This window comes from Mesotoga sp. BH458_6_3_2_1 (assembly GCF_003664995.1).
Taxonomy (GTDB): Bacteria; Thermotogota; Thermotogae; order Petrotogales; family Kosmotogaceae; genus Mesotoga.
This window is the reverse complement of record NZ_JFHL01000021.1, coordinates 126,880-150,318: the sequence shown is the minus strand read 5'-3', so window position 1 is coordinate 150,318 and position 23,439 is coordinate 126,880. Positions and strand designations below refer to the sequence as shown.

Annotated in this window: 9 protein-coding genes and 1 pseudogene; 4 read left to right on the top strand and 6 right to left on the bottom strand. The window is 47.0% G+C overall.

Annotation, left to right across the window (positions count from 1 at the left end):
- The 5 genes from Y697_RS10650 to Y697_RS10635 all read right to left on the bottom strand — a co-directional run bounded on the left by Y697_RS10650 (window position 1) and on the right by Y697_RS10635 (window position 10,522).
- The gene (locus Y697_RS10650; RefSeq protein WP_183083793.1) at window positions 1–2,475 is read right to left on the bottom strand and encodes a DUF11 domain-containing protein; all 2,475 of its coding nucleotides are present in this window, start codon (window positions 2,473–2,475) and stop codon (window positions 1–3) included.
- A gap of 20 nt (window positions 2,476–2,495) precedes the next feature.
- Complete coding sequence (locus Y697_RS10645; protein ID WP_121551591.1) at window positions 2,496–3,008, bottom strand: hypothetical protein; 513 nt, start codon at window positions 3,006–3,008, stop codon at window positions 2,496–2,498.
- Window positions 3,009–3,026: 18 nt separating this feature from the next.
- Window positions 3,027–8,174: an SdrD B-like domain-containing protein gene (locus Y697_RS10640; protein ID WP_121551590.1), complete on the bottom strand. Its 5,148-nt coding sequence runs from the start codon at window positions 8,172–8,174 to the stop codon at window positions 3,027–3,029.
- Between the two features lie 498 nt (window positions 8,175–8,672).
- Complete coding sequence (locus tag Y697_RS15010) at window positions 8,673–8,795, bottom strand: hypothetical protein (RefSeq protein WP_259462500.1); 123 nt, start codon at window positions 8,793–8,795, stop codon at window positions 8,673–8,675.
- A gap of 239 nt (window positions 8,796–9,034) precedes the next feature.
- Window positions 9,035–10,522, bottom strand: a complete 1,488-nt coding sequence (locus Y697_RS10635) for a hypothetical protein (protein WP_121551589.1) — start codon at window positions 10,520–10,522, stop codon at window positions 9,035–9,037.
- A gap of 941 nt (window positions 10,523–11,463) precedes the next feature.
- Between Y697_RS10635 and Y697_RS10630 the strand changes: the two genes are divergently transcribed.
- The 3 genes from Y697_RS10630 to Y697_RS10620 all read left to right on the top strand — a co-directional run bounded on the left by Y697_RS10630 (window position 11,464) and on the right by Y697_RS10620 (window position 21,148).
- Window positions 11,464–12,318: a pirin family protein gene (locus tag Y697_RS10630; protein ID WP_121551588.1), complete on the top strand. Its 855-nt coding sequence runs from the start codon at window positions 11,464–11,466 to the stop codon at window positions 12,316–12,318.
- Window positions 12,319–12,525: 207 nt separating this feature from the next.
- Window positions 12,526–15,864: a C1 family peptidase gene (locus tag Y697_RS10625; RefSeq protein WP_259462498.1), complete on the top strand. Its 3,339-nt coding sequence runs from the start codon at window positions 12,526–12,528 to the stop codon at window positions 15,862–15,864.
- Window positions 15,865–16,240: 376 nt separating this feature from the next.
- Window positions 16,241–21,148, top strand: a complete 4,908-nt coding sequence (locus Y697_RS10620; protein WP_121551587.1) for a right-handed parallel beta-helix repeat-containing protein — start codon at window positions 16,241–16,243, stop codon at window positions 21,146–21,148.
- Window positions 21,149–21,461: 313 nt separating this feature from the next.
- Here the strand turns inward: Y697_RS10620 and Y697_RS10615 are convergent, their stop codons facing one another.
- Window positions 21,462–22,805, bottom strand: coding sequence for an APC family permease (locus Y697_RS10615; RefSeq protein WP_259462497.1), 1,344 nt, complete (start codon window positions 22,803–22,805; stop codon window positions 21,462–21,464).
- A gap of 381 nt (window positions 22,806–23,186) precedes the next feature.
- Here Y697_RS10615 and Y697_RS14735 point away from each other — a divergent pair.
- Window positions 23,187–23,439: pseudogene (locus Y697_RS14735) on the top strand (hypothetical protein); the annotation flags it as partial.

Below are 23,439 nucleotides of genomic sequence, written 5' to 3'. Positions count from 1 at the left end.
TTAGTTGTCGTATCCGTCAATCACGACGGGGAAGCTAACAGTACCGCTCCCGCCTGCATTTAGTGTCCCAAGTTCCCATCTCAGTGTCGTCACATTTGCAAAGACGGCACTCTCGAATGTTTGCCAAGTTGCTCCAAAGTCGTAGCTCAGTCCCGTTGGAAGAGGACTGAAGGTTCCGTCCGTTATTGATTCGTGGAGCTTCGTGTAGAATGGGATCGAATCGTAGACCGTGAAGGAGGCCACTGGTTCCGTGCCGATGTTGGAGTAGGAGACCGTGTATATCAGTACTTCTCCGGGTTCTGCCTCCGTCTTGTCAACGGTCTTCGAAATCCTTATGTTTGCACTTACTACGACCGTTACGTCGATAATCGTAGATGTGACTGATGTGTCTTCCTGTACCACTGCTTCAAGAGTAGATACGTCGATTACTCCCAGGGGTTCTCCCGGTACGAACAACCTGAAGATTCCCGTGACACTTTGACCCGGTTCCAGAGGGAACGCAGAGTCGAGAGGCACAACATTTCCATCAGCTTCGAAAACGTATGACCAGTTGCGTGAAGAATCAGGATAAAGCATTACAGTAACAGCGACGTTTCCGGTGTTTGTCAGTGTGTGCTCGTAGTCTATATGCGAATTTGGGGAAGCCGAACCATTTCTGGAAGGCTGCAAGAGAATGCTGTAGACCTTGTTCACCGTAATTGTATTTTCCTGATAATCGGATACAGTCGGGTTGTTCAGAGAAGTCGCGTGGAATTCCACCGGTACTGGAGTACCTGTCCAGAGAGTCCCTTCCGGTATCAGTACCCTTGCGATTATTCTCTTTCCAGCGTCAGGACCTACCACACCGGTATTAGTCACCGAAGACATTTCCTCGGGATCGAGGATTCCGTCTCCGTCTTCGTCTATGTAGAATCTGACGGTCCATCCAACTGGAGTAACGGCGGAAAGAGTGAAGGTGTCGCTCCCCTGAGACTCGTTTACGACGTCCAGAGGGAAGTAAACGTATGTTCCAGGGTCGCCCGTAAGGTTCACAGGAGTCTTGTCATAGACATTGTCGAATGCAGTTTCAGAAGCGTTTCCTATGGCGATTTCCGGTGTGGTTATAGGATGAACTATGTCTAAAGTTGTATCGGAAGCCGAACTTGAGATCGAGGAAATCGCCCTTACGACCGCCGTTATCGATGCGTCCGGTGTAGAGATGCTCGAAGGGACGAATACCTTGACAACAACATTGAATGTCTCTCCGGGAGCAAGAGGTCCGGAGTCCTGCATTCCGTTGTTGTTCGAGTCCGGAAGCGGAGTAAGGTTTTCTGCGAAGAAGGCTATTGCCACAACTCCTTCGAGATCTTCAGGTATGATCTCATCTACCGTAACGTCAATCACATCAATTGAAAGGCCGGCGTTCTCAACGGTGTTGACGAAAGAGACTAGAGTGCCCGCAACGCCAGACTCCGTAGATCTATCAGTAGTTTCTACGAGGGCCCTGGGATCTCCGGACGGGCCTATCCATACCATAGTGGTTTCATATCCCGGTCCGCCGACCATTATTGTCGAGACGTTAGAGCTTCTATTGACGATCCCGCTACTGGTAGTTTCGTATTGCATAGTGGCAATATTCTCAATCATTCCCGAATGAGTATCGGCGTTGATTGTGACCTGAAACTCAACGCGGAATTGGTTTGCTGGAGGAAGCTCACCGATAGTTATAGTTATCGTACCGGCCGTATGTTCAAGTCGAGCGTCAGCGGAGCTTACGAAAGTAAGGTTTCCATCAAGAATATCGGTTATTACAATGTTGAAGGCGCTTTTGTTTCCGGAGTTGTTTCCGGAAATCACATAAGTGACAGTGTCCCCTGCGCTTACATCTTGTGGAACGACTGACTTGTAGAGATTTACTACTGCATCGTTGTAGACGGTAGCGTTTGCGGCGTTGTTGTAATCATAAGCGCTTACAGGATCGCTAGCCGAATCGACGTTTAACCATACGGTTGCCGTTGCCCCTGCAGTCGTCGCGCTAGGGACTCTGTACCTTAAGATTGCGTACCTGAAGTCATTTGAAGGTATAACGATACCCGCGCTCCAGAGAACCTCTCCAGGATCAACCAGTCCGTTGGCATTCTCATCGTAGTAGACTTCGGGAGTGATCGGCAAGAAAGTTGAGTTCACGTCGTCAATAACGGGTGTCGCATTGAAACTATCTGACGTGTTTGCCAGATTGTCGATTCTGAACTGGAAGTTCAAAGTCTGTCCGGCAGCGGCCGGCTGTTCAATTAGGTCCGGTGTTACCTGGACCGAGTAGACCGGCAAGACCGTAGTGATCACCTGGTTTGAGAGTATCGTTCTTTCAACGCCCGAGTTGTCGATGTACGTTGCCGCAGCCTGGTTCTTTATCTGTGTGCCAGCAGCTGGTGGCACGGCAATCGTGGCTGCCATAGCCAATGCCACGATAAGAACCAGAAGTAGTTTTCTTCTCATAAGAATCACCTCCTGAGTTTTCATTCGGATACTTTCACTCTGTAACATACTTTCAAAATATCAAAAGGGTTAAAGTCTTTCGCATAGATCCACAGGATGTCCGTGTAAGCGATCGGATTTACGAGTTTCTTGACCGTTATTCCTCCGACTACTTCTTCTGCAAAGAGAGGCGGTTTGGAGAAAGATATCCCGCCGTCTATACTAAAATGTAGTTCGATTTCCTTTGCCTCCCATTCTTCATGTTCCCTCTTCTCTCCCGTGGCGCTTCCCTTAATATAGAAGGTTCCTTCAGGTATCATCCCTACCATCTGGAGTCCCCCAAAAGTGGATTCCGAGACATTTTCGTAGGTAAGAACGTACAGTATCTCATCACCTGGGAAGACTTCCTGAAGAATTTCCAGTGTCTCCGTTGCCGTTCTCGAATCCCAGACCTTGTAGCTCTCAATCGACACTTTCACCGGTTCTTCATTCGAGAGACCGACTGCTCCTACGAAGCAAAAGAGAACGAGAATAAGTACCAATATCCTTTTCATTTAAAACCCTCCCAGATCTTATTCATTAATCCTGACCTTGAACAAAACGCATCCTGAACTGCCAGGTTGAAGTGCCCCAACTATTCTACTAACTTCTATAAAAAGAACGCCATCATTAAGAAAAGCGTAGTCGAAATTCGCATCTTCTCCCGCTTCCGCAAACAGGAGATGATCGTCTTCTCCGATGCAGAGCAGAACGTTTCCATGAAGCTCGCCGACCGTGTATCCGTTCTGCAAGAGAAGAAGATTTCTGTCGAGAGGATCGGTTACCTTCAGTGAGTTAATCGGAGCGCTCCCATTATTTGAGAAGGAGATCCTGTATTCGATGGTATCGCCCGGCTTTCCTTCAGAGAATAACGACCATGGTGAGTCGAAGGTGAAATTCCTTGTCTCCTTGGATATAACAAGTCCATCAAAACCGACGGTCAACGTATCGGATGTTGCAGCACTGTCCGTACCGGAAGAGTTTGCCCAGCTCTGCAGAGCTCTCAGAATAATGCTGTCAACAGTTCCGTTGTCCACGTCCAAGGGTATAATCACGCCAATTCTTATGTAATACATTCCAGGATTTCTGATTACAGATTGATTCCACTCTTCAATAATCCCTCCGAACTGATCTGCTTCGTAGATAGTTGTTTCGAAATCCTGAGCCGAGATAGCTTCAAGATATACACTACCCGGAGTGGAGACAGTTAAAAAGTGATCGAAAAAAACAACTGAGTTTGGTCTTCCCGAAGAACTATTGATCCCTGACAGAAGGAGTCTTCTCACATCGGCAAAGTTGTAATCTAAATCTGAGTCTATTCCCGAGCCAATCGAAATTCTGTTTCGCTCCTCGTAAGGATCAGAACCGTCGCTATCAAAGTCACCCGTCGATGTGCAGGAAGCAGGATCGTGTTCTGTGATCGTTATGGGATAAGATGGACTGCCTGAGACGAAGAATTTGAAATAGCCATTCTCATCGGTGTATCTTGTGTAGGAATCAAGGCCGTTTGTCAGGACTATTTTAGCTCCTGCGATCCCTGATTCACCCTGATTCTTGACTGCGTTGTTTGCGTTCTCAAGAAGGCCATCTCCCGAATCATCGAAAACGAATCCATTCACGATGAACCCCTCATAATCTCCAAAACTCGCCGATCCATTCATACTATCAACAATTATCTCGATCCAGTTCGGAGTTGTCGAGATAAATCCATAGGGATCGGAGCCTACCGTAGAAGAGTAATAGAGATTCTGCGCATCTTCAACGACTCTGTATGATCCTTGAGTTACGGAGAACTCATAGGAGCCGTCCGATGCAGTTCCTGTATAATCACTCAACGACCATGAACCGGATTCGTATTTCCACAGTGCGATTGTTACGCCGGCTATTCCCGATTCGCCCGGGTCCAAAACCCTGTTGTTGTTGAAATCTTCAAAAACAAAACCTTCTATCGTGAGACCCTCACCAATCTGCTTGTTAGGACCGAATTCCGAAGTAGAGTTTCCAAGTATCGTGATTCCGGTAATCACAGTCTCCTGTGAACCGGTGTCAATTGTGCCGCTAAAACCTCCGTTTGTATCTACCAGGACTGAACCAATGTATTTTAGCCCTTCGCCGTAAGATGCTGCGAGGTGGGTATCTCCCTCACCGGCCAGGGCGCTGTAGATTTCTACTGTAGCTCCGGAGAAAATCGGACTCCCGGTACCGTCTCCAACGTATCCTTCTATGGTAAGTAAACTACCGGAGTAGCTTGCGCCTGTAATTACAGGGTGATCGATACCATCATTTCCGAAGCCCGAATTGAGAAGACCATCATTCTCGTTAACTCCTTCAATAACTGAAGTCGAAGGATCCCTAAGAAGATCTATCGCAAGACCTCTGTTTTCGTAATAAGAGTTCTCAATGAAATGGCCCTCTGAGGAGTCGTTTCTTACCCTTATACCGGGGCCTGAAAGAGAGCCGTGGATTACGGTCCGATAAACTTCTGCACCGGCCGAGAGATTAAGCGATACTCCGCAAGACGATGAGTTGCTTACAGTGAGATTCTCTATCGCAGTTGAAGAATCACCCGATGTATATATACCATTTCCGTGTGAAACGCCGGAGTGACTCCCTCCGTTCAGATCTACAAGCGAGTTTCTTATTGTTATCTGATTCGCTGGCGACAGAACCGTTATGCCATTTCCGTCAGTACCGGAGGGACCTATCGCGTTGTCATATGTATGAATGTTTGTGACAATTATGGAGCTGCCTGTCAACAGGAGACCCGACCCATTGTGTGCGATGTACGAATTCGAGAGATTCCCGTTGCCTCCAAATACAATGCCAAACCGCTTGTTCAGGAAATCATCCAGAGGTCTCGCCCCGTCTGCTCTTGAACCAATCACGAGTCCACTCAGATCCGTGTCAGGACCTGCGATAATTACTGGAGCCGATTGGTCTCCAAGAACGCCTCCACCGTTGAAGAAAGAGACCTCTCTAAGCACGAAACCGGAAGCTGTCACCAACGTCTTGAAGCAATAAGCCAAGTCGTTGCAGTCGATTTCAACTTCCGTGCCTGCAACTGCCGGTACAGCGATACCGTCTGTTCCAGCCACTCCACCTCCAAATGTGGATAGGTTAGTATCAATGGTTTCACCAGCAATACTGAACACAGTGCCATCTATAATAGTATTGGTGTCAACAATCTCCGGAAGAGCGGAAAGCGGTTTGAATGTCCACCAAGAATTCTCACCTGAGAAGGAGTTTTGCGGGGTCATCAATACGAACCTTACCGCGTTTTCTCCTGCAATCGCGTTAGAATTCAGCACAAACTGCCTGAGGCTTCCCTGGTTTCCATCTGTTCCTGGATCATTCACTCCGGAATCCCCGTTGTTCACGACAACGTTGAAGGAAAAGCCGTGGTCGATTCCATACACAGTTTCAGTCGCTCCCGTAATATCTACAATGGACCGATGCTCAAAGTTGCTGTCATCAACAGCCGTGGAGCTAATCGAAAAATTATCAGATGCCTCTGGATCTATACCGCCGAAGGCCTGCGAATCGAGATAGACACCGTCGAAAAACTCACGCTTGTAGGTCTGTTCGGCCCAGACGACATCTTCAGCGAAGCCAGAGTTTATTCTCGAAGGAGAGACATCCCTCGAGTTAACTACAACGTAGTATCTGTAAGGAGGCAGAAAACCGAATGTGTACAGTCCGCTGCTATCGGTGGTAGTTTCTCCAAGAAAAGAATCGCCAGCGCTAAGAATGCCATTGCCGTCGATTTCTCTGTACAGTCTTACGCGAACCCCTTCTTCTGGTAGATCGGTGCCAGCGGAGAATGGGTAGCCGTCGGCCTGTGAATCCTCAAAGACAGTCCCTGAAATCGAAAGGCTCAGGCTGCTGCAAACATTTTCGAAGTGAGCTATCTGCCTCAGATCACCGTCAGTGTACTGAAGATACGAGTCCATTGTGTTCCCCTGATAATCGACAACCACGGCTTTAACTATGTAATTCCCCCTGGGAATCTGTGAAGTGTCCCAGCTAAATCTCCAAGGATTGAATCCGTCAACGGAAGTAGCGTTGCCAATTGATATCCAGTCAAATCCGTCATCCGCAAGTCCGTTTTCGTTGAAATCGAAGTAATAGAAGAACTCCACGCCCGTAACAGATGATCGTACCTGGCCATCGACCAGAATACTGGCATCCTGTACCAAGGCCTCGACTAGAGAAGGTCCGCATCCCGTTACCGTAATCTTCGATGTCAGAGGGATCTGACTTATCTGCCCGGAAGTGTTTATAGGGTCGCCAAAGAGAACGGGGCTATTTGTGTCCATGTTGAAAATTCCCTGATAAGCCAGGTCCTTTTGAACGGGGTTGTTTGTATTGGCGCTTGTGGTGAAAGCAAGCTGGAAGACTGAGCTGGTTGTGAGCTTCGGCCCGCCTACTGCAGTTGCGTCAAGCGCCGAAAGAGGAACCTGAATATCTAGAATGTAAACCGTGCCGGCTATTGGATCACTGTATTCCGTAACCCTGGTCCTCGAAAAATCCCACACAGAAGGTGATGGATCTACATCCCAGTTCGCAGGTTTTTCGGGCTCGCCGTCGCTGTCCGTAGGATTGTATCTGTGCCTTGCGCTGTCCTGCTTCCAAAGCATATCACCGTCATAAAGATACTGGTCGTTGATTTCTCCGTAGAAGATCCTTATATCGTCAGGAGCGTTTCCTGAATCCGTTCCGTCGAGTTCGACCGCAAAGTCTCTGTATCCGTCTCCGTCAACGTCAATAAGAATCACCCAGGTTGAAGATGTATATGGAGTGCCCCTCCCGGATAATGAAAGAGGATTTCCGCCCAGTACTATTCTGAACATCATTACTCCGGAGTCGAAGTAGACCATTACAGAGGGGAGAGAGGGCGTGCTGACGATATCTACTTGTGAAGGGTTTACAGATCCGCCGCTGGAACCATCCGCACTACCTGATTCATCATAAACCTGATCTCCTGAGTAGGTGTATGGAATCCATTCTCTTAGATCAACGCTAGCGTTGTAGACTCTTACGTAGTCGAACTCTAATTGAATAGTTCCATCACAACCTAGGCCTACATTTCCGCTTAAATAGGGATCTTCCGTGTCGGTGTATCTGAGAACCTCTATACCGTTGATATGCATGCTGAATTCATTTCCGATAACGGTTACCGAGATTTCCTGCCACTGATTCCAGTCGAAACCTGTCGAGGTTACCGATGTAATTAGGGTTGCCGACTCTATTCCATTTACAATTCTCTTTATGGCGAATCGATTTGAATAGTTCGTGTCTATTTCAAACGCGTATCCGTCGAAACCGCTGGCTCCTCCTGTTGTGCGAGCAAATACCTTATAGCTGGAATCTTCCGCTCCGACCACCCTTGCAAGAACCTTCAAAGAGTAGTCAGTCCAGGCTTCACTACCATTAAGAATGGCGCGACTCTGTCCATTACTGGTAATACTCAGCAGACCACCGGACACACTCCAGGCTCCTGTGGGGTAATAGTCAAGCAAATCGGCTGTTGTGGAAAATTCGAAGGATGCCAGTGCGGGGCTTGGATTATCCGGCCAAAATGCCGGATATCCCGTCGGATCTACGTAGTTTGTCAAAGCTAGACCCAGTGAAAGGATCACAGCAATGAACAATATTGACGAGACTATCCTCTTTTCACCCATCGGTCACCCACAAGAATAAAGTTGCGATTATTCCAGCCGCTCAACTTGCTGGACACACATAAGTTATCTATTTTAATTCATTCCAAATAATAATTCAATCGCTCATATTGTTACATATTAGTATATCTCAAAATTGCTAACAGAGATACTGAAAAACCTTTCTTGATTTTGCTTTAGAAGTAGTATTTAGCGCTGTGAAGAGCAGCCTCTGCCGTTTTACGTCAACTATTTCTTAGGAATGCAGAGGTATGAAAACTAAGATCTTACATCATATCAACTCACTCTGGAGTAAGGTCGTCCCTGGTACTAAGTTCAAGATTATGACCCCGTCCTTCGAAGAGCAGTTAGGAGTTGACTGTTCCGAGTTGCAAGGAAAGAACCGCTGGTCGCTGATGAAAACCATGTTGCCCGTCAAGGATCCACCGTCCCCGTCAAGAATACCGTTTCTTCGTTCCGACGCTACGCGCCCAGGTTCCGGGTTCTTCGTGAGGGATTCCGTCATGCTGAACTTGATTCAGAATCTCTCGTTTTTTCACCTTGACCAAGAACGAAGAACAGGTTTTTTATTCGGAGAACGGAGAACCATTCAGCGGTAATCAGGTTTTCAGTCGTTCTTTCCAACCCCCGACCTCCGACCCCCAACCACGGTTTCTCCAAAGCCCAGATCCCGAAACAAGTTCGGGATGACAACTAACGGTTATTCCTAAAGGCTAGATTCCGTTATTCCGACAAAGCTCCTGGACGGAATCTCGATGTTATTGGTTCTCCTCGGCGAACGGAGAACCGTTAAACAGTCAACCAGTTTCTTTTGCTCTTTCCAACCCCAAACCTCCTACCCCTGACCACGGGTCATTGACGGACTACTTTTTTGGACTGAAATGTATTACTTTATCCATCAGTATCTCTTCATAAGATGGCCCCACACCGGTTGTGGGATTTACATAAGCACGGAAGCCTATCATCAATTCGTCATATGTGATCCTTTTCAATGTCGGTTCCGGTAATAAGAGGCAGTAGTCTTCATTATCGGGATTGTTCTTGGATACTTTCCAAACGTAGAAATACTTTGCACTTGGATCGTCAGGAAGAAATCTCTCCGCACTTCCCGGCAGTCCGAGCTTGGTTTCGGCACTCCTTTCGCTGTTAATGCTTAGGAATCCATAAAGGATACGTGATTCGTAAGGAAGCAGGTCCTTTACAAGATCATTTGAATAGACAACAAAACTCGAGTAGATAGCCTTTCCCGTAAGAGAGTGAATAGGCCCGAATACTATAGCAAAATCATCCGGGTCTTCTTCGAGGGCAAATGGATCACTTTTAAGATAGATTGCATCTCTGCTGTCTCCCAGGACGTCGGTATTGTTCTGGATCGCATGGTAACTTATATCTACCCACCTGTAAGTTCGCAAAACATCTGCGTTCAGATCCGAGTAGTGATAAATAATTGCCTCTTCAAGACTGTCCATTGTCGATTTGAGGTTTAACTCCGAATAATCTCCCGTATCTCTAGGGGTCAGATTCGGAACAGGGTAGGGATCAAGTTCAATTGGATCCGACGGTGTTACACGTAAGACCCATCCTCTACGGTTTGAACTGTAGGGTGGCTCCATCCAGAATTTCCCGTCTTCGAGAGCGGAGGGATCCAATGCGTAGGCTTTGTCATCCGGATTATTGAAGAATGCGAAACGTGCGCCTATTATGAGTTCGTCACAGTCCTCTTCGATTCCTAGATTCAGCAGAACCGAAGGCACAACGTCTGTGTTCATTATGTCCTCGGTAAAACCGACTTCTCTGGCAGTCTCTCTGATAATCCTGTCGACATTTCTGTCGGGGGTTGTAATTATTATCATTGGGGCATTGTACACAGTGCCGGCTGTCTTCTCAAGAATGGAATCTCCCGCCTTTACGTTTGTTATGTTCACCGTGTCTCCCACACCTCCGAATATCCTTACTGGTCCTTCGACATATGGCAGGTATCGAAACATCAGAAGCGTTTCGTAACTGAAGTACTTCACTTCTGGGGGAGTCCATCCCAGAAAAACCACAGCTTCGTCTTCCCTAAGTCTGAAAGTGAAAGGGAAGGTATTCTTGACAGTCTGATAGGGAGCCGGCGGCATATAGTAAACACAGTAAGGTGTATCGGCATTGTTTCCGTAACAGCTGGGCGTAATGTAGTTTGAGAAGAGATCGGGCATATCGAATGAGTAAAATGTACCTTGCTGCACGATGAACCCTTCCGACTCGAGCTGTTCAATAAACAGGTTAACATTCTCCTCGGTGAAGTAGGGGTCGCTGCAATAGACTATGGTCGAAAGCACCACGAAAAGAAGGACCAACAGACGTTTCATATTCATACCTCCTTGAAGTTTTCAAGATTATCAGACGATTTCAAAATATCTCTGTAAGCTCGGCTGAAGAAAACTGTTCTTTTCAAGATCAGCATATGCTTTCAGATAAGTATTCAAAAATGTCTCGCCATTTAGAAAACAAAGAGAAAACTGCAAAGCAAAGGGAAATTTGCACGAACTTCGAACATTTCTCTGTAAGTATCGACAGGTAGGTGTATACGATTTTGTGAAAGTATGAAAGGATAACGGGTATCTAGAAGGGGATTCACAGATAGCGACTGTTGCCGAATACTAATTCGCATTCATTGCATCCGGATGGTGTCTATGACCTCCGGCAACGACACCTTTCCGACCGGTTCATCTTCTTTGCAAAATTGCTCTTAGATGTTTTGTGCACACCGGAATTCTATCATCATCTCCTGTGAATCCAAAGAGATCGAATGATTATGCGCTCAGTGATCTGCAGATTTCTCAATCTTCCCTTTCTTGGCATGCCATGCTGTTTCAACGAGGTTTGCCGAGAAATGAAGACAACTTTCAGGTTATCTATCATCTTTTCCCATACTTCTGCGACAATACTCCCAAAATCCTATCTTAAAATCTATTTGAAGATGAATTGAAGAACCCTAAAGGTAAGTATGACCCCCGATATAGAAGTGAAGTTAGAGGTGACTAATTACCAGGCACAGCAGGACTGACAGTGAAAACTTTCATTACCTTTCTCACCCCATGCCTTAAAGCCGGGCCAAACAAGGTCCGGCCTTCCTATTGACTGTGATATAACTAATGAGGATATTCTTACAGGCTTATCTGGGATAATAGATAATGAGATTCATAAAGAAGGTCATTCAATGCTGGAGATCTGGAAATACCATTTTATGCGAGAAGGTTCTTAGTACTGATATATAAGAATCCGTCGCGGAGCTAAGAGGAGAATGACAATGAGCAGAATACGGAAAATCAGCAAGATCGTGACGGGGAGAGCTGCCGTTGATGGGGCCGGAGTAAAACTCGTTAGGGTTTTGGGTCATAGAGACGTTGAAGACTTTGATCCCTTTCTTCTGCTAGACGCCTTTGATTCCACTGACCCGGAGGACTATGTAAAGGGTTTCCCTTGGCATCCTCATAGGGGTATCGAGACCGTAACTTATCTTGTTAGCGGGATTATCGAACACGGTGACAGCCTTGGTAACAAAGGAGAGATACTAGATGGTGACTGTCAGTGGATGACCGCGGGTTCGGGAATTATCCATCAGGAGATGCCCAAGCCAGCAGAGAGGATGCTTGGGGTTCAGTTGTGGTTGAATCTTCCGGCAAAGGATAAGATGACTGATCCGAGATACGGTGATATAAGAAGTGAAAACGTTCCGATTGTAACTGAAGAAGGCGCAAGAATAAAAGTAATCGCCGGGTCTTACAAGGAATCAACAGGAGCCTTTGAAGGCAGGTACGTGAAGGCCACATATCTTGACGTGTTGCTCGATGCGGGGAAGGAATGGTCATACAAGTCTGAGGATGGATCCACTCTGTTCATATACATTCTGCTTGGCAGTGGAAGTTTTGATCCTGGCCAACCCGAAGTCATCGAGAACAAGCGAGCAGTTCTCTTTGGTGAGGGTGAGCAATTTTGGATCAAAGCAGGGACAGAGGGGATTAGGTTTCTTCTTTTGTCAGGGAAGCCTTTGAAAGAGCCCATTGCATGGGGAGGCCCCATAGTTATGAACACAAATGAGGAACTTGAACTTGCTTTCAGGGAACTACGCGAGGATTCATTCGTCAAGAGCGACGGCGGATAACTACTGGTAGCGGAAATGACATTTCGAAAAGACCCGATGGAATATTCAGATGATAAACTAATCATATGTGGTCTTTCTGACGGTTCTTTCGTATTGCATCTGCCATGTTATGTAATTAACGATTGGATTGGCCTCATCTTTTTCTCGAATTTGCCAACTTGTTATTTAGCCAGCTCTGTTTGGAGCATTTAGTAGGGGGAGAGAAACTTGAAGAAGTATATCCTTTTCGTTCTGTCTTTGTCTTTGATTTTCCTGCTGCTCGGTTGTCCAGCAGTGAACAAATCGCCCGAAGTTGTGAAGCTCGATGGAGCTAGCGGCAAAGTAACTACGGACAGCTGTACATTCTTATGGTCGGGAAGTGACGCCGACGGTTCAATCATAAGATATGAGTTTAGAAAAGACTTCGCTGACTGGGAGAGCAACGGAAACGAAACCGGTTATACATGGAGCGAATACTCCGAAGGCGAGCATACATTTGAAGTAAGGGCTCAGGACAATGAAGGGGCCTATTCGGAGATAATCGTCTGGACCTTCAATTACGATCCTCCAAATGTGCCACCAGCAGTGACAAAGACCGGTGGCCTTGAAGGAGAAACGGAAGAGTCAAGCAATGCTTTCTCGTGGAACGGAAACGATCCAGATGGTGAAATAGTGCGATACGAAATTAGAAAAGACTCTGGAGAGTGGATCGATACGGAGCTTTCAACTGAATACACATGGAACGGTTATTCCGAAGGTGAGCATACATTTGAAGTCAGGGCGCTCGACAATGAAGGAGCCTATTCGGAAATAATTGTCTGGACCTTCAATTACGACCCTCCCAACGTGCCACCAGCAGTGACAAAGACCGGTGGCCTTGAAGGAGAGACTGAAGAGTCAAGTAATACATTCTCGTGGACTGGAAACGATCCAGATGGTGAGATAGTACGATACGAAATTAGAAAAGACTCTGGAGAGTGGGTCGATGCAGAGCTTTCAACTGAATACACATGGAACGGTTATTCCGAAGGCGAGCATACATTTGAAGTAAGGGCTCAGGACGATGAAGGGGCCTATTCGGAAATAATTGTCTGGACCTTCAATTACGACCCTCCCAACGTGCCACCAGCAGTGACAAAGACCGGTGGCCTTGAAGGAGAGACTGAAGAGTCGAGTAATACCTTCTCTTGGACCGGAAACGACCCAGATGGTGAAATAGTGCGATACGAAATTAGAAAAGACTCTGGAGAGTGGGTCGATGCAGAGCTTTCAACTGAATACACATGGAACGGTTATTCCGAAGGAGAACACACTTTCGAAGTAAGGGCTCAGGACAATGAAGGGGCCTATTCGGAAATCATAGTTTGGAGCTTCTATTACGACCCTCCTAATGTACCGCCAGCAGTTACAAAGACCGGTGGTCTTGAAGGAGAGACGGAGAACGCCACAAACGCCTTTTCCTGGTCGGGCAGTGATCCCGATGGCACAATAGTTGAATACGAATACAGAAAAGACGCAGGGGTCTGGACTAACATCGGAATGGAAAACGAATACGTCTGGAGCGGCTACTCTATCGGGAATCACTCTTTTGAGGTTAGGGCTAGAGACGATGAAGGATCATATTCTCCAACTCTTGTCTGGAATTTCGAATATGTACTGCACAATAATGCTCCTACAGTTACAAAGACCGGTGGAATTGAAGGCGATACTACCAGGTACCTCAATACATTCACCTGGACCGGAAGCGATTCCGATGGATCGATTGAACGGTATGAATACAGAAAGGACCGCGGTGACTGGATAAGTGTAGGTACTGACTTGAGTTATACGTGGAGGGGATACTCAGAAGGAAATCATGTCTTCGAGGTTCGCGCTCTGGATGATGGAGGCACGTATTCGCAGATAGTTATCTGGTCATTCACTTACAGCTATGCGAATCAGCCCCCGGTAATTACAAAGACTGGCGGTCTTGAAGGCGATATATTCGTGTCAAGCAACTCGTTTTCATGGACAGGCAGCGACTCAGATGGCACGATAGCGAAGTATGAATACAGCAAAGACAACGGTGATTGGATCGATTTTGGACTCGGGACGAACTATACGTGGAGTGGTTACTCAGAGGGAAGCCACTCATTCAGAGTCAGGGGACGGGACGACAGGGGCGCGTATTCCGAAGAGGCTCTCTGGAGTTTTACATACAGTATTCCTCCGCAGGAGATGGGGGCTTTCAAGGTCGTGAATTCGTGGGGAGTCGGTGGTTGGGAGAACGTTCCGGACGGATTTCTGTACATCACGTACGAAGCGATGAAGGAGAACCAGGTTCGCTGTTTCACTATAGATCCAAGAGACGACTACGAACCGAGAGCAATAGCTGTATTCGAGATCTCGCATGGAATAAGAGATGATTGCGAGATAACGGTTGGGGTCGGCAACCCTTCGTCCCCCAAAAGAGAGAAGAGATTCGATGACTATAGCTATCGGGGAGGGCAATATCCTTTCCCGGACAACAAGATGGTGCTGGATATCACCGAGCTCCTTCCATTTGATGACGACACGTTGTTCCTGAAGGTATTTGATTCCTTCAGAAACTTCACTACGGGAACTATCGAGTTCTTTTCGGTGGAAGTATTCGACAGTTATCAATCTGGAACTCCCGTCGCGATATACACTTCGACCGAGACACCAAAGAACACCGTAAACAACTCATTCGTGAACGTGCAGATTTATAATGTTGTTGCAGCACAGGGCTCTTCATACTACCTTTCAAGCATAAGGCAGGGATTATCAACGGAAATGCTCGAACTTCTTAAAGCAGACCTAGGGGTCCTCGAAGAAGGAGGAAACTACAATGAGATCATTGACGGACACGGTACTGGTCTGCGTCCTCCTTCTGAAGACGATTGGGATGAAATCGCCAGGACCTGGCATTTGATGGACGACTTCTCAGCCCAGGGAAGCTTACCATCAACTGTAGATCATTCCGTTTCGAATTACTTTCCTCCCGTAGGAGATCAGGGCAGCGAGGGCTCGTGCGTAGCCTTTTCAAATGGGTACTATACTTCCACTTTCTATGAGGCCAGGGACAGAGGCTGGGACCTCAGCGGTGCAAGTTGGACAAATGGCGGTGAACCTACTCCTTCGTATCAGAACAGGATATTCAGTCCTGATTTTATATATCATCAGATAAATGATGGGGAAGATGGCGGGTCATCTTACCTGGATGCCCAGAAACTTTTGTCGAGAGTGGGAGTGAGCAGCTGGGAGAGGATGCCTTACGATACGAGCGATCACACTTCATGGCCTTCCGAATCTGCATGGAGAGAAGCGCCTAGATACAGGAACAGCCTGAATGTGATTAGTTACTTGACGGTAAGGACCGATCAGGACATACTGACTATCAAGTCCTATCTCGCCGCGGGTTATCTGGTATCTGTTTCAGTAGACGCTAATCAGTACAAGAACCTTACAGAGAAAGATGTCTGGAACACATCAACATACATTTATCCCGATACTAATCACGCAAACACAATAGTTGGTTACGACGACAATTTCAACGGCTCTCTTTGATTAACGTCAGCTTCTCAATTTGCGGCAGTACTGAGCATTGAGGATGTCTACAGAAGCATTCTTTCTGTAGAACTGCGATACTTTCGAATTCACAGGTTCTTCGGATTCAGTATCGCTTCGCCATAGAACTACGATTTCCCTGTCAACGAGTCTGCGGGGAAGAGCGTGGCAATGGGATTGAGTCAGAGGGTCTGGCTTCAGTTGTTATAGCAAAAGTTTCTTCTGTGGTTTCTTTCTTGCGTTGTTTTATCTGTTCACTTCTGCAAGGGATTGCTTCGAGACGAATGTATAATCTGTTCATACGATGGCTTTGATAGGAATACAGTCGCTCTCCGATTAAAGTTCTACAAAGCCTGGGACAACTCGGAGGTGCCACATGAAGAGAGTTTTGGTGCACATTTTAGAGTTCGTAAGATCTTGGCTGCTGATAATGCTTCTTATACCTTTTGGATTGCTTTTTGCGGAGAACATGGAAACACCTGTTGACAATTACAAACCTCCCACAGAGGTTTCCGGGACTATTGCCGAGGACACGGTCTGGACAATCTCGCGTAGCCCGTACCTGGTTAGGGCGACAATAACGATTTCTCCAAACGTTATCCTCACAATAGAGCCCGGCGTGGAAGTTCTCATAGTCCAAAATCAGGATTTCATCGTTAATGGTACGCTGAGGGCCGTTGGCAACGAGGCAAACCCGATTGTCTTCACCGGTACTGCTCAGGTACCAGGTTGGTGGAGATCGATCAACATTCAGGGAGAAGGTTCGGCATTTCTTGAGTGGTGCGAAGTCTCCTTTGCAGGAGCGTCAACGGGGGCCGGCATTCTCAAAGCTGGATCGGGTTCTCTGAGACTCGTCAATTCCGTTGTTAGAAGGGTTATGGGAGATGGCCTTCGGATTTCGGCAGGGTACTCCTCCTTTGAGAGTATCAATAATACCTTCATGTATAACACAAACGGGATTAGGCTCGGAATAAATGCATCCTACTCTGATCAGAGTTCGACCTTTATTTCGAACCAGGTTGACATCCATCTTGACGGCGGAGCGATCACTGGAATCGTAAAGTGGGGAGCCAGTTGTGATTACTCCATGACGGTTACCGGAGATATTTCTATAAACGCAGGAGCATCGTTAGAAGTAGCTCCGGGAACGGTTGTCAAACTGAGACAGAACAACAGGTTTTTGGTTTACGGTCAACTTCAGGCAAGAGGAAAAGAAGATCAGCAGATCTACTTCACCGATTTGCGCGATGATACTGTCGGAGGGGATGCTAATAGAGATGGCAGTGAGACGATCGCTGAAGAGGGATGGTGGAGATCTATCAACATCCAGAATGAAGGCTCGGCAGTTCTTGAATGGTGTACTCTTGCATACGGAGGTAGATCGGATGGTGCAACTCTGCTCAAGAGTGGGACGGGCTCTATCAGGATATCCAATTCAGCGATTGTAAGAAGCTCCGGGGACGGGCTTAGAGTAGCTGCAGGGTATTCTCTATTTGAATCTTCGGACAACTATTTCGGGTATAACTCGGTTGGTATGCGATTGGGAATAAATTCATCTTTCTCTGATTTCACTTCCCGTTTTGAAAGTAACGATCTCGACGTACATCTTGACGGCGGGACGATTAGCTCCAGAGTAGTATGGGGTGCAAGCAGCGAGTATTCGATGGTAACGGGCGGCGACATTGTTGTCGCTGCGGGAGCTTCATTGAAAGTGATGCCTGGTACTGTAATCAAGCTTAGGCAGAACAACAGAATCATCGTCTACGGTCATCTTGAAGCAGTCGGTCAAGAAAGCGCCCCGATCTACTTTACAGACTTTAGAAACGACCTTGTCGGAGGGGACGCAAACAGAGACGGCGAAGCCACCGTTCCTGCAAGCGGCTGGTGGCGCAGCATAAGCCTGCTTACAGAAGGTACCGCGAACTTTGAGCATTGTACAATCGGGTATCTTGGAGTAAGTGACATGGCAGGAGTGATAAAGAGCAGCACTGGCGCCTTTTCTATTCTCAACAGCACGATTCACGACGTTACCGGTGACGGATTGAGGATCGACAATGCCTCAGGCGGTGCGGAAGTAAGGTATTCAACACTCTCTTACAACACAGGCGCCGGACTGTACTATAAAACTGACGGCGTCCACATTGAGGCGCTGACCATAGCTTCCAACGGAATTGGGATAAGACTCCCGGCGGGCTGTTCGGTCGAGGTTGATGAACAGACCTATTTTGATGGGAACAATACTTCAATACAGATCGACCCCGCCACAATCTCAGGCAAAGTGACGTGGGGAGCACCTGACTACATATCCATATTAATGAATGGCAGTGTTTCAGTTGCATCGGGGGCAAGTCTTACCGTTAAGCCCGGCAGCGTGATAAAAATTGCTCAGAACTCATTCCTGGCGGTGGACGGAGAACTAATCGCGAGCGGAACCGAGGATAACCCTATCTTTTTCACTGAGACAAGGGACAACTTGGTTGGAGGGGTAATACCGGGCGATGGTTCTTTGCCAGAAGCAGGCTGGTGGAGGTCTATCAATATCCGCAATGAAGGTAAGGCCATTTTCGACTGGTGTAGAATTGCCTATGCCGGTCGTTCCGATGGGGCTGCGATATTGAAGAGTGGAACCGGCTCTCTAAGGATATCGAATTCAGTTCTGTCGCACACTTCTGGAGACGGTCTACGCTTATCTTCAGGTTATTCGTCCTTCGAGCACTTTCAGAACGAGTATTCTTACAACACGATTGGAGTCAGGTTGGGCATAAACGCTTCATTTGCCGATGTAACCACCACGTTCGAAGGCAACTCAACAGATATTCATCTTGATGGTGGGGCGATAAGTGTTGCAACATCGTGGGGATCGAGCAGCGACTACTCTATGGTCATAACTGGTGACGTGAGCATCGCGGCCGGCGCTTCTCTGAGCATTCTCCCTGGTACGGTGGTCAAATTCAGGCAGAACAACAGAATCCTTGTTTACGGAAGTCTCGAGGCATTGGGAGAAGCGGATTTGCCAATCTGCTTCACCGACTTGAGAGATGATGTTGTTGGTGGAGATACGAACAGAGATGGTGGAGAAACGGCCCCCGCTCCTGGCTGGTGGAGATCGATAGGAATTATGACTGACGGCACGGCGAGTTTCGAACACTGTATGATTCGATACGCCGGATACGGTGATCGGTCCGGGGTTCTAAAGAGCAGTACTGGAGTGGTTTCGATTACAGACACGGTAATTGAAAAGGTTGCAGGGGATGGCTTCAGAGCAGATAATGCTGCCGGAGGAGTTAAGATCGACAGATCGACTTTCTCTGAAAACTCCGAAGCCGGACTGAACTGCAGGACGGACGGGGTTTCGGTAGAAGAATCCGTCTTCGTATCCAATGATACGGGTGTAAGGACAGTCGCAAACGCTTCTCTGATTTTAGATGACGAAACCTACTTCTCTGAAAACAGCAAAGACATCTATGTAGAAGCGGCAACTATTAGCGGTAGTGTTATCTGGAGAGTCCCTAAGCACCTCTCCATACTTCTCAGCGGCAGCACTTCAATTACAAGAGATGCGAGACTTGAAATAAAGCCGGGAACTGTAGTTAAGATGACTCAAAACTCTATGATCACTGTCGATGGGGAGTTCATCGCGCTTGGAACTGAAGAAGAACCCGTCTTCTTCACCGATCAACGTGATGATTCCGCTGGTGGCGATTCCAATAGAGATGTCGATGATACCTTGCCGGTCAAGGGCTGGTGGAACTCCATAAATATTAGAGAATCCGGATCGGCTGAACTGGACTTCGTTGACATCGGCTATTCGCAAAATGGCATTGTAAGAGCCGGTTCGGGATCATTCACACTGACCAACTCCAATATCCATGATGTTTCTGGAGATGCACTAAAGATTCTCGCAGGATATTCAAGCCTTAATCTCTCGAACAACCATTTCCTTAGAAATGGAACAGGAGTAAGGTTGGCCGTTAATGTCTCTTTCGATGATCCGCTGGCTCGATTCGAGGAAAACGCGATAGATGTACATGTTGATGGCGGGACAATAGACGCCGATACGGTCTTTGGTCTAAGCAGTGAGTATTCTTTCTATATCTCAGCTGAAATAACAGTCTCAAAAGATGCGACTCTTGAAATAAGGCCCGGTACTGTCTTGAAGTTTGCGGAATACAGGGGATTGAGGATTTCCGGCCGGCTTAAGTCGATTGGGACCGAGGAAGAGCCGATAACATTTACCGATTGGCGTTATGATTCCGCTGGGGGAGACGCAAATCATGATGGTGATGCCTCACTTCCTGAACCTGGTTGGTGGAGGTCGATCTACATACAGGAAGAGGGTAGTGCAGAACTTGACTGGGTCAGAATAATGTATGCCGGTTATGGAGACAAGGCAGGGATCTTCAAGACAGGTTCAGGATCGCTGATGTTAAGAAATTCAGTGATCTCTCGAATTGCCGGTGACGGTCTTCTGGTGAGTAACAGTTCAGGTCATTTGGAAGTCTCCGGCTCTTCATTCCTTGAGAATTCAACAGGAGTGGGCATCTCGTCTCAGCAGACCGTTCCGCTAGAATTCACGGACTGTGTTTTTGAAGGGAATGTTGTCTATGGGATAAGGAACGATAGCCCGGTAGAAGCCGTCGCAGTCGATTGCTGGTGGGGCGATATATCGGGACCGCATAATCCTTCTATTAACAACCGGGGAACAGGAAATCCCGTTAGCGACAGCGTATCATTCGATCCATGGATAGGAAAGGATGAGCTCATGAATGAGTCCGAAAGTGAGGAAGTGCCCCCTGAGAATACTCAAGAAGTCGTTCAAGAGACCGTTCTGACAGAATGGATAGAAGTTTCTTCTGATGGATTGTGCTATGAAGTACCTTCGGCCTGGTTCGATGATACGGAGGGGTACAGACTTGAATTGGAGGGCGATGAGAATTCGAAGCCGGTAAGCAGATGGTTTGATGCTGAACCCGGGTCCGAGAATATTTTCTTTGTCATCGCTAGAGTGAAACCGGAGTTCCTTGAGAAAGAAGAAGAGGAAACAAGACTGAACATGGAAGTCGTTGAAGAATTCGAAAGGCTAATAGCCGGAGAACAGGGAATCTGGATAGAGCTTACGGCACCGCAATGGGGTGTTGAAAGGACTATCTATTCCCATGTTTACGAACCTGGAGATGATGGATACTGCCTTTCAGTCGGCTTTGCTGCGAAGACAGGCTTCTGGACTCAGTACGAACCTGTACTGGAAAGAATAATGGAAACATTAAGATATTGCGCTAACTGATCCGACTACCATAGCGAGGTACTCAAAAACACCGGCGAAGGTTTTCCCCTTTGCCGGTGCATTTTGCAAACGATTACTCTAAACTTCTAGAAATTACTTCCGTGATGATAAAGTCTATTTATCCAGAAAACATCACAGTCCGCCATTCTTAACCTGAATCGGAATCTCGATTCTTCTTATCGATCAACTGAGAGCCGTTCAACGGAGGACCAGTTCATTTTGCGATTCCCGACGCCCTCACCGGCTATCCCCAATCACGGTTCCTCAGAAGCTCGGATCGCGAAACAAGTTCGGGATTACTAAGTCCAACAGCTCAATCATCAAAGACCGAGAGGTCATTTTCGGAGAATACATTCTTCTCCATACGATCTAGGTACCTTAATCTGAAGATGAAGTATATCATTCCGATTACTTCCCAGACGATGAAGAACAGGAAGAAAGAGGTACTGAAGTCCACTCCTACCTGGTAGAGAAGAATAAGCATTATAACTATTGAAAACACCACACCGAGAATGGGAATGAAGATGAACCATTTCTTCTTAACAATTGCAGGAGCCATCTTTCTAAGCGTTTCATTCTTCTTCAGTTTGAAAACTGCAAACATCGTGGGAATAATCACCGCGATTCCTCCAATCGAAGCGAAGGCTGCAAATAGGTTCAGTCCAGATTCGCCGACTGAAATCAGCATAATGGAAGAGAGAAGCCAAATAATCGTCAGCAAAACCCACGGTGTTCCTCTCTTGTTGACCAGTCCGAGTTTCGAGGGGAATACTCGAAGTTTGCACAGTGCAAGCAAAGATCTCGTCCCCCACATGTATGTCGCGTTAATCGTTGTAGCAATTGCGAGAATCGGGCCACCGAATGCGAAGACGTAGAAAAGAAATCCGCTGAGGTAATTCGAGGCGACATCGTTCAGAGTACCACCTTCCAGCAGCTTTCCACCAATTCCAAAGGAAACGGCAGCCATTAAGAGATAACAGGTCAAAACTACTGTAAGAGAAAAGATTACGGAAAGCGGGAGATTCTTCTTGGCATTTTCCACTTCTCCGCCAAGCTCAATCACTGCGTTAGAGCCCGCGAACGTGAAAGTCAGGAGCGCCGAAGCGTATATTATCGAACCGATCCCTTTCGCGAAAACGCCTTCGAAGTTGCTCGCTTCGATTCTGCCAATGCCAGGCACAGTGTAGATTGCGATAGCAATAAAAAGTAGAGCTACAGAAATAATTTCCACTCTTGAAGCCATTTTCAGACCCATAAGGTTGACCACATAGAAGAAGGTGAGAATAATCAAAGCTACGGGCACCAGGGAGATCCCGTCCCAGATACCCTTCATATATGATGCCAGTGCAAGCGCGTTCAACGGAAACAGGCCGACAAACGCACCGAAGAGATAGGCCCAGAGACCTAGGAATGCAACTTTGGGCGAGAAGAGGAAAGCGCCGTACTTGAACGTGCCTCCAGTAGTGGGAAGTGTCGATCCGAGCAACATGACGTTTATCATTATAATTGACATCGGAACAAAGGCAACAACGAATGCCATTATTGTTCCCACTCCCGCGCTCTGAGAAGCTATCGGCATATAGACAAATATGCCGGCACCAATAGTCATACCTACTTCTAAAGCGACAAGATCCCAGAACTTCATAGTCTTCTTCATCTATTCCACCTTTCTGAGCACCAACCAAGAACTTTCGCTCACCTCTGAATGCCTTTCATGATGCATCTTTTATTATACATTGTGTGCATTCTTTGCTGAAAGAGATCTCTGTTTCGACTTTCTTCAGACCAGGAATTTTTGCTTCCGCAGGTTCTGCCAGAACGGTCATCATTTGTTGAAATGATTCCCTTTATTGTATACAGGATTTGAAATGCTTCTTGAGACTGCTATTGGTGAATTGTTGGCAGATCGGAGAATCTCCGTCTGCCAGGAGGATCTGTTGGCACTGTATTGCAGGGATGCCCAGTGAGACAGGTTTTTGCTATCATGCCTTAAAGGGAATATACTTGAGAAGGTCTCCTTTTCATTGGAGGTAAAGTTATGTCTAAGACTATTACCGTTTCCGCATGGATATTGATCGCCCTAGCCTCGTGGGCAGTGTCTCGTTTGAATTATCTTCTTTTCCACTCGTTTATCGAAATTACTGCGATCTTAATCGCCGGAGTCCTGGTTTCAATGGCATTCATTTCCAGGGGTAAGAACGTACTTGTGCTGAGAATGGGATATCTCTACAGCGTAGTAATTTTTTTGGATGTTCTTCACACGATCTCGTATGCCGTCTTCTGCTTGAAAA

What these genes read in the sequence shown, in the direction of transcription:
- Y697_RS10620 (WP_121551587.1), top strand. Translation starts at nt 16,241, where the DNA reads ATGAAGAGAGTTTTGGTGCACATTTTAGAGTTCGTAAGATCTTGGCTG.
- Y697_RS10650 (WP_183083793.1), bottom strand. Translation starts at nt 2,475, where the DNA reads ATGAGAAGAAAACTACTTCTGGTTCTTATCGTGGCATTGGCTATGGCA.
- Y697_RS10615 (WP_259462497.1), bottom strand. Translation starts at nt 22,805, where the DNA reads ATGAAGAAGACTATGAAGTTCTGGGATCTTGTCGCTTTAGAAGTAGGT.
- Y697_RS10630 (WP_121551588.1), top strand. Translation starts at nt 11,464, where the DNA reads ATGAGCAGAATACGGAAAATCAGCAAGATCGTGACGGGGAGAGCTGCC.
- Y697_RS10640 (WP_121551590.1), bottom strand. Translation starts at nt 8,174, where the DNA reads ATGGGTGAAAAGAGGATAGTCTCGTCAATATTGTTCATTGCTGTGATC.
- Y697_RS10645 (WP_121551591.1), bottom strand. Translation starts at nt 3,008, where the DNA reads ATGAAAAGGATATTGGTACTTATTCTCGTTCTCTTTTGCTTCGTAGGA.
- Y697_RS10635 (WP_121551589.1), bottom strand. Translation starts at nt 10,522, where the DNA reads ATGAAACGTCTGTTGGTCCTTCTTTTCGTGGTGCTTTCGACCATAGTC.